The 13,095-nt window shown below is 60.1% G+C and carries 11 protein-coding genes; 5 read left to right on the top strand and 6 right to left on the bottom strand.

Annotation, left to right across the window (positions count from 1 at the left end):
* Window positions 1-15: 15 nt before the first annotated feature.
* Genes ACLBKR_RS23115 through ACLBKR_RS23100 form a run of 4 tightly spaced genes read right to left on the bottom strand, consistent with a single transcriptional unit; the run spans window position 16 to window position 5,975 of the window.
* Window positions 16-1,182 carry an ABC transporter permease gene (locus ACLBKR_RS23115; protein WP_113486005.1) on the bottom strand — a complete coding sequence of 389 codons (1,167 nt, stop codon included), beginning with the start codon at window positions 1,180-1,182 and terminating at the stop codon, window positions 16-18.
* Window positions 1,179-2,177: an ABC transporter permease gene (locus ACLBKR_RS23110; RefSeq protein WP_112827905.1), complete on the bottom strand. Its 999-nt coding sequence runs from the start codon at window positions 2,175-2,177 to the stop codon at window positions 1,179-1,181. Before ACLBKR_RS23110 ends, ACLBKR_RS23115 begins: the two co-directional genes overlap by 4 nt.
* 1 nt (window position 2,178) lies before the next feature.
* Window positions 2,179-4,089 (bottom strand): ABC transporter substrate-binding protein, encoded by a 1,911-nt coding sequence (locus tag ACLBKR_RS23105; RefSeq protein WP_113448147.1) that lies wholly within the window; start codon window positions 4,087-4,089, stop codon window positions 2,179-2,181.
* Window positions 4,086-5,975, bottom strand: a complete 1,890-nt coding sequence (locus tag ACLBKR_RS23100; protein ID WP_113448146.1) for an ABC transporter ATP-binding protein — start codon at window positions 5,973-5,975, stop codon at window positions 4,086-4,088. The genes ACLBKR_RS23105 and ACLBKR_RS23100 overlap by 4 nt, the downstream gene beginning before the upstream one ends.
* 194 nt (window positions 5,976-6,169) lie before the next feature.
* Between ACLBKR_RS23100 and ACLBKR_RS23095 the strand changes: the two genes are divergently transcribed.
* Window positions 6,170-7,153 (top strand): glycosyltransferase family 32 protein, encoded by a 984-nt coding sequence (locus ACLBKR_RS23095; protein ID WP_414902255.1) that lies wholly within the window; start codon window positions 6,170-6,172, stop codon window positions 7,151-7,153.
* A gap of 3 nt (window positions 7,154-7,156) precedes the next feature.
* Here the strand turns inward: ACLBKR_RS23095 and ACLBKR_RS23090 are convergent, their stop codons facing one another.
* Complete coding sequence (locus tag ACLBKR_RS23090; protein ID WP_113448145.1) at window positions 7,157-7,885, bottom strand: polysaccharide deacetylase family protein; 729 nt, start codon at window positions 7,883-7,885, stop codon at window positions 7,157-7,159.
* Window positions 7,882-8,973 (bottom strand): glycosyltransferase family 4 protein, encoded by a 1,092-nt coding sequence (locus ACLBKR_RS23085; protein ID WP_113448144.1) that lies wholly within the window; start codon window positions 8,971-8,973, stop codon window positions 7,882-7,884. The genes ACLBKR_RS23090 and ACLBKR_RS23085 overlap by 4 nt, the downstream gene beginning before the upstream one ends.
* A gap of 184 nt (window positions 8,974-9,157) precedes the next feature.
* Here ACLBKR_RS23085 and ACLBKR_RS23080 point away from each other — a divergent pair, with 184 nt between their 5' ends.
* The 4 genes from ACLBKR_RS23080 (at window position 9,158) to ACLBKR_RS23065 (ending at window position 13,065) form a co-directional block, all read left to right on the top strand.
* On the top strand, window positions 9,158-10,498 hold the full coding sequence (locus ACLBKR_RS23080) for a nucleotide sugar dehydrogenase (RefSeq protein ID WP_113448143.1): 1,341 nt from the start codon (window positions 9,158-9,160) through the stop codon (window positions 10,496-10,498).
* A gap of 2 nt (window positions 10,499-10,500) precedes the next feature.
* Window positions 10,501-10,980, top strand: coding sequence for a class I SAM-dependent methyltransferase (locus tag ACLBKR_RS23075; protein ID WP_113448142.1), 480 nt, complete (start codon window positions 10,501-10,503; stop codon window positions 10,978-10,980).
* A gap of 312 nt (window positions 10,981-11,292) precedes the next feature.
* The gene (locus ACLBKR_RS23070) at window positions 11,293-12,339 is read left to right on the top strand and encodes a four-carbon acid sugar kinase family protein (RefSeq protein ID WP_113448141.1); all 1,047 of its coding nucleotides are present in this window, start codon (window positions 11,293-11,295) and stop codon (window positions 12,337-12,339) included.
* Window positions 12,340-12,348: 9 nt separating this feature from the next.
* Entirely contained in the window at window positions 12,349-13,065 is a 717-nt protein-coding gene (locus tag ACLBKR_RS23065; RefSeq protein ID WP_112827912.1) for a FadR/GntR family transcriptional regulator, read from the top strand.
* Window positions 13,066-13,095 lie beyond the last annotated feature (30 nt).

The raw sequence follows: 13,095 nt of genomic DNA, 5'->3' as shown, positions 1-13,095 counted from the left end.
TTGATCTTGAGGGGGTCAGTTGTAGGGGTCTGCGGCATCTCTAAGACCATCGCCGAGAAAATTGAAGGCAAGAATGATCACAATAACCGGAACCACCGGGAAGAGAAGCCACGGATAGAGGGCGATGACGTTGACGGTGCGTGCTTCCGTCAGCAACACCCCCCAACTCGTGATTGGCGGGCGCAACCCGAGTCCCAGGAAGCTCAGCGTCGTCTCGCCGAGGATCATGCCGGGGATGGTCAGCGTAGCGCTTGCGATCAGGTGAGACATGAAGCCAGGGATGAGATGCCGTCCGATGATCCGGGCGCTACCCGCGCCCATCATCTGCGCGGCAAGCACATAATCCTCTTCGCGAAGCGCCAGAAGCTTGGAACGCACCGCGCGAGCAAGCCCGGTCCAGTCCAGAAGCCCGAGAATGAACGTAATCCCGAGATAGACGAAAAGCGGCGACCAATCTGCCGGCATGATGGCTGCCATGGCCAGCCACAGCGGTATGCTGGGGATCGAATGCAGGACTTCCGTGATCCGCTGGACCGCAAGATCAAACCAGCCGCCCCAGTATCCCGCGAGACCACCGATGACGATGCCGAGCACGAAACTTGTCATCACGCCAAGAAGACCGATAGTGAGCGAGACACGCGCACCGTAGAGAATGCGCGACAGCACATCCCGGCCGAGACGGTCCGTGCCGAGCAGGAACATGTCGCCACCCTCAGCCGGGCAAGCCAGATGCACATTGCCGTCGATGAAGCCCCAGAAGCGATAACTGTCGCCCCGGCAGAAAAAGCGCAGTCGCTGAACCTCGTTTTTTTTCTCGCTATAGACCCGGCGCAGCGTTTCCATATCCAGTTCCATCGTCCGGCCATATACGAACGGGCCAACAAAAGAACCCTCATGAAAGAAATGCACCTGCTGTGGCGGCGCATAGATTCGGTCCACGTTCCGCGTATGGACATTATAGGGCGCCAGGAATTCCACGATAGCGACCGTGCAATAAGCGATCAGCAACAGGATGCCGGAAACAAGCGCAAGGCGGTGGCGGCGAAACCGCCACCATGTGAGCTTCAATTGAGAGGCATGGCCAACCGTCGGATCGGCGTCGGCTTCCACGGCATAGGGATCGAACGGAGCCTTTGAGACATAGTGCACCGGCGGCGGCAGGCTTGCCACATCCTCACTCATTTCGTGTGCCCTCCCTGCAACCGGATGCGCGGATCGAGGATGGCCAGCGCGATGTCGGACACCAGCACGCCGATGACAGTCAGGATAGCGAGAAACATCAGGAAGGAGCCTGCCAGATACATGTCCTGATTCTGAAGCGCCCTGATCAACATCGGGCCCGTCGTTTCCAGGGACAGGACAACGGCAGTGATTTCAGCTCCAGAAATGATGGTCGGCAGGATGGAGCCGATGTCCGAAATGAAGAAATTCAGCGACATGCGCAGCGGATACTTGATGAGCAGGCGGAAAGGATGAAGGCCCTTGGCCCGCGCCGTCATCACATATTGCTTGTGCAGTTCATCGAGCAGGTTTGCCCTGACCCGACGGACCATCCCGGCGGTTCCGGCCGTTCCGATGATGATGACGGGAATCCAGATATGCTCGAGAATGGATTTCGCCTTGGCCCAACTCATGGGTTGGCCGAGAAAATCCTGATCCATCAGGTGGCCAATCGAAATGCCGAACCAGATATTGGCAAAATACATCATGATAAGCGCGAGAATGAAATTCGGCACCGCAATGCCGATAAGGCCGAGCAGCGTCAACCCATAGTCGCCCCAGCTATACTTGTGGGTAGCGGAATAGATGCCGATCGGAAAGGCGATGAGCCAGGTCACAATGATGGTAACCGTTGAGACGAGAACAGTAAGCCAGACCCTGTCCCCCACGACATCGGCGACAGGCATGCGGTATTCGAAGGAATAGCCGAAATCGCCTTGGACGAAGCCGGCAACCCAATCCAGATAGCGCAAAGGTGCGGGCTGGTCGAAGCCGTAACGCGCCTTGAGATCCTCGATCTCCTGCATATCGGCCTTCTCGCCCATGGCCTTAAGTTCCTCGACATAGCTTTCGAAGAAATCGCCGGGCGGCAGTTCGATGATCGTGAAGACCAGCATGGAGATCATGATTAGCGTCGGGATCATCATGGCGACACGCCAGAGAATATAGCGGATCATCTCATGCGCCTCCCTCTAGCCAGAAAGTATCCGGCATATAGACCCCGAGATAGGAGGTTGGATCGAAGCCATAGAGGCCTTCACTCGGCAGGTTGCGCAGCCGGTTTGCCCGCACGATCGGCTGCGGCACGGCATTGACGATCCCTATGGTAAAAACCTGCTGGGTGAAGATCGACAGCATCCGGTGCCAGATCACCTCGCGCTCCTCAAGCGTATCGGCCTCCCGCCACTGGTGGAAAAGGTCGAGCAGTTCCTGCGCCTCCGGAATTTCCGGCGGACGCCCCTCGCCTCCCCCCGACAACTGATGCAACCCCCAAAGCGGCCACTGGATCTGGTCATTGTTGGTCGGGGCCAGTTCGCGCGGCGACATGTCGGCGGTCGGTACGCCATTGTCGAGGCCCGGGGAAAGCGCCAGAACCGTTTCACCGCTGGTGATGCGTTGCCGAAAAAGCTCGCGGTGCGATACATGCGTGAAGATGCGGAAACCGATACGGCGCCAATGATCGGTCACAAGTTCCAGCACATCGGTGTCGAACGTTGTTTCCGCTGTTGTCTCGATGATGAGCTTGCAGGGTCGCCCGTCAGACAAGTACCGAAGTCCATATTTGCCGTCCCGCAGAAGACCCGCCTCGTCGAGCAGGGCATTGGCTCGGTCGGGATCGAACTCAGCCCACGCATCCCGGTACTCGGGCCGGAAAAGCGGACTGTCCGGTAGCACCGCGTTGGCGCTGGGACTGCCAAGACCGAAGAATACCGCCTTGTTGATCTCGTCACGGTTGATTGCAAGGGACAAAGCCCGACGAACGCGGACATCCCGCATCGTCTGCCGCCAGATCAAATCCGTGCAATTGAGATTGGGAATTAGCGCAACCCGCGAGCCCTGGATACGCTTCCACAGGCTGACCTTGATGGCGCCGCGTTTTTCCGCGCTCTTCAGAAAAGTATAGTCAGCGAAATCGATATTGGTGAATTGCAGATCGCTTTCGCCGGATGCCGCCTTTGCCGCGACGAGATCGCCGGACCCGACATTCAACACCACATGGTCGATATAAGGCAATTGCAATCCGTTGCCGTCGACTCGATGGAAATAGGCGTTTCGCTCGAAGACGAACTGGCCGGCAGGCGGAAGAGTCGTGGCCCGCCAGGGATCGAGCGTCGGCAGATCCGGATTTTCAGGGCGGGCAGTGCGCGACATCTTCTGATGTAGGGACACCCAATCATCCACCCGCTGCTGTTCGATCAGCGCGGCAAGCCGTTCCGGTGTCTGATACTTGTGATGAAACTGCTTGAGATACGCCGCCGGCAGCATCAGGCGGGTCGCAACCGGCGAAGCCAGTTCCGCGAGGAAGTCCGGGTTCGGATCTTCCCAACTGTAGCGGACCGTAACCTCGTCGATGACCTCGAAGACGGGCTCCTTTCCCTTCACCCTCAGAACGGTCGGAATCCCACCCTTGTGAAGTTCCTTGTCATGGAACATATCTTCCCAGACGTAGCGGAAATCCTCCGTCGTAAAGGGACTGCCGTCCGACCAGCGATGACCGGGGCGCAGGTGAAAGGTGAAGATCCGCTCTCCTTCAACCTCATAGCGCTCAAGCAGGTCAGGATGGAAATTGAAGTGACGGTCAAACCCGATGAGGCGGCTGTAGCCATTGATCGGCATGTAACGGATATCGCGTTGACTGGCGATCAGCATCTTGACCGTGCCGCCATGACGTCCCGCAACACCGCCGTCCGTACCGTCGAGGGGCACCACACGCGGTACTTTCGGCAGTCGCTCGGCCAAGGGCGGCAAGACACCTTCGGCGACCCTGGTCTTCAACGGGTCCGGATCGACGACTTCTGCTGCCACCGCTGAAATCCGCGGCAACATGATAGAGCCCATCAATGCCAGAAGCGTACGCCGCGTAATCATACCCGCAGATCCTTCGCATCGACGCCTCGCCGGGCCAGTACCCAATGGCCGTTGCCAAGATCGACATGCGCCAGATTGTCGGGATCGCCCTCATCGAGGAAATGCCGCTTCCACGCACGCCGGGCTATTGTGGAGGATTCTCCTGCAAGGTTGAAATCGATGCGGCAATCGAGATCCGGGGCGGGAACCGCGGCAATGAGCTTGCGCGTATAGGGATGAACCGCCTGGTTCATGATGATGTCGCATGGCGCGATTTCCACAATCCGGCCCGCATACATGACCGCCACACGGTCGGCCATGTAGTTCACGACAGCAAGATTGTGGGAAATGAAGAGGTAGGTGAGACAGAGTTCGGCCTTCAAATCCTTCATGAGATTGAGGACCTGCGCCTGCACCGAGACATCGAGAGCGGAGACGGGCTCATCGCAGATGACGAGGCCTGGGCCCAGCGCCAGCGCACGCGCAATTCCGATACGCTGTCGCTGTCCGCCCGAGAAACTATGGGGATACCGCCCTCCGGCCGATGAGGGCAGACCGACTGCGTGAAGGAGACGCCTGACGAGTTCGATCCGTTCAGCGGAATCGCCCTTATCGTGGATTTCCAGGGGCTCGCTAATGATGCCACGCACCGTCATGCGGGGGGAAAGTGATGATACCGGATCCTGAAAGACCATCTGGATGGAGGACCGCAGATGCCGCAGGTTCTCCCCCTCAGCGGAAAGTACATCGATCGGTTCGTCCGCGCCGTTATAAACGACCGCACCGGCATCAGCCCTTACACCGCGCATCAGGATCTTGCTGAGCGTAGTCTTGCCGCAGCCGCTTTCGCCGACAAGGCCAAGTGTCTCCCCCCGCTTTATGTCAAAGGAGACATCATTTACTGCGCGGATCGGCGGCGAGGGCTTGGCAAAGAAACCCGACGAGTGCTTCGGCCGGAAGATCTTGCTGACATTGCGGACGGAAAGGAGAACATCGTCTTCTTCAACCACCGGTCTTGCGCAACTGCCGAGCAGTCCCGCTGTATCGACACGGATTTCACGCAGGGGCTTGAGACGTTCGTGACGCGCCATCTCAAAGGTCGGCACCGCAGCCATCAAACCCTTGGTATAGGGATGCTGCGCATTGAGGAAAATATCCCCGACGCTTCCCGCCTCCATAACCTCGCCGCGATACATCACCACCACCTCGTCCGCCATGCTAGCGACAACGCCGAGATCGTGGGTAATCAACAGAACCGCCATACCGAGCCGGACCTGCATGTCCTTGAGCAGCTTGAGGATCTGCGCCTGGATCGTGACATCGAGCGCCGTCGTCGGTTCGTCCGCGATGAGGAGCGACGGTCGTCCCACCAGCGCCATGGCGATCATCGCGCGCTGACGCATGCCGCCCGACAACTCGAAGGGATACATGTTGAAAACGTGATCCGGCTTGTCGAATCCTACGAGACCGAGCATTTCCTCCGATCGTGCACGTCGCTCTCTCGGCGATAGAACGGTATGGATACGCAGCACCTCCTCGATCTGGTTACCGATCGTGTGCACGGCCGAAAACGAGGTCATCGGCTCCTGGAAGATCATGCCGATGCGATTGCCGCGAATGTTGCGGATCTGACGACCATCACGCGGCAGCGCTATGAGGTCGACCGGTCCATCGCCTGCCGGATCGTGAAAAACCGCGCGGCCGGATACGCGCGCGCTGGGCGTCTCGATGCCCATGATTGCCCGACCGAGTGCCGATTTCCCGGAACCGGACTCGCCGACAAGCGCCGTTACCCGACCCGGCCGAATGGTCATCGACAAGGAACGAACTGCCTCCACGCTGCCACGAAGCAGCGGGAAGGACACACTGAGCTTTTCCACTGAAAGCAGATCAGCGCCGACGACCATGCGATTTATAGAGCCCCCGGATACGCTACCCATCACAAGCTGACGCAGATTGATATTATTGAAGTTACCGTAGCCCACGGGCCCGGTCCCTGTCTATCGGGAAGATACCGGTATTGTGACGGGTTTCAAAGGCTTGCGGCCCGATCCGCTTTGCCGATACATCAGGGACGGGAAAGATCGTCCGGAGACAATCAGTGAACAGCAAAAGCGACGCCAGAAGCCTTGCCCGCGAGACCATCATCGAGAGCCTGGAACTGGCCCGCAGCGGCGAATTGGAACGCGCCCGCCTTGCGCTCGATGCGCTTTCAAGCAACCCAACACTGCTGGAGGCAGCGGAACTCGGCCCGGCCACCATGATCGGCCTGCCGCGCAAGCTGCATTCCGCTTATCTTAAGCTTGCCAAGATCGCGAAAGACCCTGTGCGCATTGCCGGCCTGCAAGCGATGCTGGCGCCGCCGACGGACCTGCTCGCAGACCTCTTCGCCTTCGACGGCGACCAGCGCCGTAAGATGACGCGGCTTGGCGGCGAGAAGACACCACTCGTCCTGCATCAGATATGGCTCGGCACCCTGCCCGTACCGCCCGCAACGAAGGCCTGGCGGCGGCACTGCGAGACTCACGGCATGGAATATCGCCTGTGGCGGGAAGCCGATCTTGCCGCGGCGGGCTTCGATGAACATCCGAGCTTTCACGCCATGCTGAAACAGGGCGACTATCCCGGCGCCGTCGATGTCGCACGCTACATGATCCTGGAGAAAATCGGCGGCATCTATCTCGACTGCGACTGGTATCCCGCCCGTGACGATCTGAGTTTTGGCGACTACCTGCCGCTTTTGGGCATCTCCGTGCTGGCCGAGGATATCCCGCGCAAGACGAGCACAGGCAGCCTGCTTCTGGCCAATTCCTTCATCGCAGCGCCGGCAGGACACCCGGTTTTTTCACGGATCGTCGATACAATACCGTCCGTCATGGAACGACTTCCCAAGGCGCCGGCCTGGTGGTCGACAGGTCCGCTGATCTTTTCGTTGGCCTGCCGCGGCACCAGCGTCTGTGTTGTGGAAGCCGGTTTCGTGGCCGCCAGCCTGCCACGACAGGCTCCCTTCGAAACGGTGGAGATGGCCCGTCGAAGTGCATCCGACCGGGATGGCGGCCTGCTGATTGCCTGGAAATCCTGGTAGACGTTAACTGGCAGCAGCGGGATCGATCCAGGCACAGCCCGGATGCCGGCTCGTTGCCTCGAAAAGCTGGTCGAGAAACGACCACACCGCCTCGTCATGCACGAGATGATGGGTGAGCACCCCGATGACCGGTGGCCGGTTGTCCCGAACGATCCAGTCGGCGAGCTCACCGAACAGAACTTCTGCCGGCCGACAGCCCCGCGTCCCGCGCCAGTCCATGAGATCGACATGCGTGTTGACCAGATGAATCGGAGAAGCCGAACGCTCCAAGCCGAAGACCGACAGCGACGCGAACCCGAGGGACCCGAGGGAGGGCAAGAGGTCATCGTTGATGCGGTTCCACGGCGGCACGAGCATCGGCCTGAAGCGCGACCCATGCAGCCAGGACAGCTTGGCGAATCCAGCCTGCAACTCTCCGAGCACCGTCTCTGCGGGACGATGGCGTCCGAGTTCCCGCTTCTTCTCGCCCGGCGGAGCGTAGTTGCGATGCGACCAGCCATGAACCGCCACCCTGGCATACGGCTCATCTGCAAGCCGTTCGGACAATGAGGTTCCGGTGTCCTCCGGAATGACGGCAAGCATCACCGGCACGGAATATGCCTTCGTCAGGGCAAGCAGGTTATCGAGCGCTGGTGTTGGCTCGACGGCATCGTCGTCGCGCAGCCAGAACTGCACCCGGTTTCCTGCGGTCGCTGCCTTATCCAACGCTTCGAGCAAGCGGGATTTCGTCATAGCGGATACTCCAGCGCCGGAACGAGTGCTTCCGACAGACGGCGGGCCATGACCGTCACAGAACGCTCCTCAGACACGAAACGGCGCGCGGCTTCAGCCAAAAGCCGGCGTCGAGGTTCATCGGCAAGCAGCGAAGCGACCGCATCGGCAAAAGCTTGAGGTTCACCGGCTGGTACGAGCAGGCCGGTGCGACCGTGCTCCACGACCTCCGGCACGCCGGCAACCCGTTCTGCGACCACCGGAAGACCCGCTGCCTGGGCTTCGAGATAGGCAAGCCCATAGGCCTCGCCGTGACCCGGCCAGACAAAGATAGAACCGCCCGACAGGACCTCGGCCACCTCTTTGCGTGAGAGCTGGCCGAACCATTCGACCCGTCCGGGCGCAAAACCAGAGAAGAGAGCTTCCACGGCTGTCCGTTCGGGACCGTCCCCAACGATTGCGAGGCTCCAGTCGAGGTCCGCGATCAGGGCCAGCGCTTCGGCGAGTGCCACATAACTGCCCGTCTTGTCGCCGGGACGCATCATAGCGACGGTCACCAGCCGGCTTTGTCGCGGAACGGAAAGCCGCTCAAGAAAGGGCGAAGCATCGATGAAGGGAGCGATGCGCGCCAGCCTTGCACCCGGTACCGCTTGCGCAAGGCCCAACCGATCGCGTTCCGTGAAATAAAGGTTGACCCCGGCCAGATTGACCATTTCCTTCAACAATTCCTGATGGCGTGTCCAGCAACCAAGGTTTCGGCGATGGGAATAAGAGGCCTCGGCGGTGACATACGGCAGGCGGAAGCGCCGGCAGAGATCGGGACCGATGAGATCCGGCGCCTTGTAATAGGGGTGATAACAAAACCAAAGATCCGGCGGGCCATCCTGCTCCCACAGCCTGGAAAGCCGCTTTCTCTCCGCCTGCGCCGTTTCCTCCAGCCCCGGGAGTACCGTTTCCGGCGTGGCATGGAAGCTACGCAGACCGGAGGCCAAAGTAACCTCGTTACCGCCCTTTTCCAGCGCGCGCAGGAGTTGGCGCGCCATCAGCCTATCGCCCGAGGGAACGGGATGGTCGGGCGATTTCAGGGGGGCATAGAAGGCAATCCTCATACCTGCCATAGAGCCTGACGGAACGCCCAACGCAAGAGGCGACGACGAGAACCGGCACGCTTTCCGGCGTCAGACCGTCGCATCACATGATTGCGAACACCGGTGAAGAGCGCGCGCCCTTGACAGGGGGACAGCGGGAACGCAAGTGACTGGCTGACTTTCCTTCCACGGAGATCTCCCACCGATGTCCACCTCTCCCGTTGCGGCCGAACTCCTCCAGGCCATCCAGTCGAGACGCGCCAGAGCCGCCGTCATCGGTCTCGGCTATGTCGGCCTGCCGCTTGCGATGAGCATGGCGCGAGCAGGCTTTTCGGTCACGGGCTTCGACATCGATCCGGGCAAAATGATAGCGATCGAAGCCGGCAAGAGCTATATCGAGGCCGTGCCGGATCATTTCCTGCAGAAGGAATGTGCCGAAGGCCGATTTTCCGCGACCTGTGAGTTTTCCCGCCTTGCCAAATGCGACGTGATCGCGATCTGCGTACCAACGCCGCTTACACGCCATCGCGACCCCGATCTCTCCTTCATTGAGAATACCTGCCGGCAGATCGCCGCCGCGCTCAGGCCCGGCCAGTTGATCTCGCTGGAATCGACCACCTATCCCGGCACCACCGAGGAGGTCGTGAAACCCATTCTCGAGACAACCGGCCTCAAGGCCGGAGCTGATTTCTTTCTCGGGTTTTCGCCCGAGCGGGAAGATCCGGGTAATCGCGACTTCGACACATCGACCATTCCGAAAGTGGTAGCAGGCGACGGCGAAGATGCACGCGAACTGATGACGGCTTTTTACGGTGCCGTGGTCAAGACGATAGTACCGGTCTCGACAACGGCAACGGCCGAGGCAGTGAAGCTAACCGAAAACATCTTCCGCGCCGTCAACATCGCTCTCGTCAATGAGTTGAAGCTGGTTTACGACGCCATGGGCATCGACGTCTGGGAAGTCATCGACGCGGCAAAGACGAAACCCTTCGGCTATATGCCCTTTTACCCGGGACCCGGGCTCGGTGGCCATTGCATTCCGATCGACCCGTTCTACCTCACCTGGAAGTCACGAGAATACGACACGCCGACCCGCTTCATCGAACTTGCCGGCGAGGTCAATACGGCCATGCCTCATCACGTCGTGGAAAAGGTCGCCGAAGCGCTCGACCGCAAGGCCGGCAAGGCGCTCAGTCGCTCGCGCGTTCTCGTCATCGGTCTCGCCTACAAGAAAAACGTGCCGGATATTCGTGAAAGCCCTTCGCTTCGGCTGATGGAACTGCTGGTCGAACGCGGCGCCGACGTCGCCTATCACGACCCCTTCATCCCGGAAGTGCCGAAAACGCGCGAATATGCAGACCTGATGGGCCGCCGCAGCGTCGACTGGAACCGGGAGACGATCGAAGGCTTCGACGTGGTCCTGATTTCCACCGATCACGATTCCATCGACTATCAGGCGCTGGCCGACTGGTGCCCGCTGATTGTCGATACCCGCAACGCACTCGCCCGCCGAAGGGTCGAAGGCGGCGTCATCGTAAAGGCCTGAGCATGAGCCGTCTCGACATCTTCATCAATCGCATGACCGCCCAGCGCGATCTGCTCAATCTGTTGCGCGACCAGAACCTTCTGCCGGACGGTCCCATCATGGAGGTGGGGCTTGGTAACGGGCGCACCTATAGTCACCTGATCGAGACCTTTCCGGATCGTCGCTTCATCGTGTTCGACCGGCATGTCGCCGCGCACAAGACATCCATTCCGCCAGAAGAAGACCTCGTTATCGGCGAGATCCGCGAAACCGCACGGGCCTATATCGGCAGCGAGGCCGCGCTGGTGCATGCCGATATCGGTACCGGCTATCCGGAGAAGGATGCCATCGTGATGTCCTGGCTGCCGGAACTGGCGGCGGGAATGCTGCGCAGCGGCGGCTATGCCGTCAGTGGACTTGCGCTCGATCATCCCCAACTCGAAATGCTGCCCATACCGGATCATCTCGAACCGGGGCGTTATTACTTATACCGGAAGATCTGAACAGCCGGGCAAGCTCCCCCAGGCAGATCGAACGGGCGATGCCTGCAACGATATCAGCCTTAAGGCGGCCGATCTTCCAGGGCGCGAGGCCGCCGGAAGAAGCCCTATTTAAGGCCTTTGCCAACTCCAAGCCCGACGGCATGGGGCTTTGTCTCGCCATATGCAGATCGATAGTGGCCGCGCATAACGGCACAATTTCGATCAGCGACCGCTGACGACATACGGAACGTGTAAAATCTCCAGAAAATTTGTTTGCCAACTCAAAATATATAATTCAGAATAACGTATTAAATGGGAGAATAAGTTTACGACATGCCTTCATTCAAGCCGGTGGGAGCGCCGAAGCTCTGCATTATTGCCGACGACCTGACGGGGGCTCTCGACAGTGCCGCCCCATTCGCCGGCCGTGGCATGCAGACGGCAGTGGCCTTCGAACCGGAAGCCGTGGACGAAGCGCTCGCAACCGGCGCAGAAATCATAGCAGTCAGCACCCGTTCGCGCGAGGTCGCGTCCGAAAAGGCTGTCGCAGCGGTCGGCGCGGTGCTGAAACAGTTGCCAAAGGGTACGCGCCTTTTCAAGAAGATCGACTCCCGACTGAAAGGCCATGTTGCTGAGGAACTCGCCGCCCTCAATCCGGCGCTCATGCTTGTCGCGCCAGCTATCCCCAAATTCCGCCGCAACGTCCGGCTGGGCATGGTAACCGGCTTCGGCGTAGCGGAGCCGATCGCAATCCGGCCTCGCCTTGGCGCGCTTGCGGACCGCGCCGTCATTCCTGATACGGACAGCCTGGACGATCTGCGGCAGGCGCTTCAAACGGCTCCCGACGCCCTGCCCGTTGGCGCCCGAGGGCTCGCGGAGGCAATGGCCGAGATGATGACCGGTCGCAGGGAGGCAGCAGCGCCAAAGCCTTCCGGAAATCGTGTTGTTTTCGTCGTCGGTTCCCGCGACCCGATCACGCTGGCTCAGGTTGACGCCTTGAAACGAAAGAGGGAAGTTTTGTGCTACGATGCGCCAAACGGCATCCTCTCGGAAACCGGCGGTAGCGCAGGATTGACGCTGGTGCAGGCGCTGCCGGGAGAAACCGAGCTTTCCGGCGCGGACGTGTCTATGAATCTTGCCCGCGGCATCCATCCCGATCTGACCTCCGGCTGTGATCTGCTGTTCATGACCGGCGGTGCGACGGCCGAGGCCATTCTTGCGCATATGGGCATCCGGTCGGCCACGCTCTTGGGCGAATGTCTTCCCGGGTTGCCGCTTGCACGCGCAGGACACTTGACGATCATTGCTAAATCGGGCGGATTCGGAGACAAGAACACGCTGGCGGTCCTGGCGGAACTGACCGCGAAAAGAGCAGCTTGAGGGACAGCGATGGCTGGAGAAACAGGACGTAAGAGCCTTGCGGATGTTGTCTTCGAACGCATGCAGAAGGCGATCAAATCTGGCGCCTATCGCCCCGATGAACGTCTGCCGACGGAACACGATCTTGCTGCTGAATTTGAGGTTTCACGCCCCGTAGTGCGCGAAGCGCTCCGGCGGCTGCGCGATCAGGGCCTGATCTATTCACGCCAGGGAGCCGGAAGCTTCGTACGCTCCATCGGGCTGAAGGAGCCTCTTGGCTTCGGCCAGCTGCAGAACGTGTCGGATCTACTCAATTGCTACGAATTCCGCCTGACTATGGAACCTGAGGCAGCCGCCTGCGCCGCCGAGCGTCACGGACCGGAAACGCTTGGTGCCATTGCCAACGCACTGGAACTGATGCGGGACGCCACCAATCGCCTGTCGCACCGCGAAGACGCGGACTTCCAGTTTCACCTCGCGATCGCCAAGGCATCCGAGAACCCGTATTTTTCCACCGCAATGGAAGCGCTCAAGGACCACATCGCGGCGGGCATGCGCTTCCACGGCGTTTCTGTGAAACGCGAGGCCTCCGGCCTCACTCGGGTCTTCGGCGAGCATGCCGCCATTTTCGAAGCGATCCGCAATCGCGACACCGACAAGGCGCGCGACCTGATGCGCCATCACCTTCTCGGCTCCCGCGAACGCCTGTTCGAACGTCGTCGCCCCGATCAGGAAAGCGTGGCCTAAGACCACCCTTCTTCGAAATGAAAAAACCGG

This window comes from Paenirhizobium cremeum, from assembly GCF_047553425.1.
Taxonomy (GTDB): Bacteria; Pseudomonadota; Alphaproteobacteria; order Rhizobiales; family Rhizobiaceae; genus Allorhizobium; species Allorhizobium cremeum.
The sequence above is the reverse complement of the archived record's forward strand: the minus strand, read 5'-3'. Positions and strand labels throughout refer to the sequence as shown.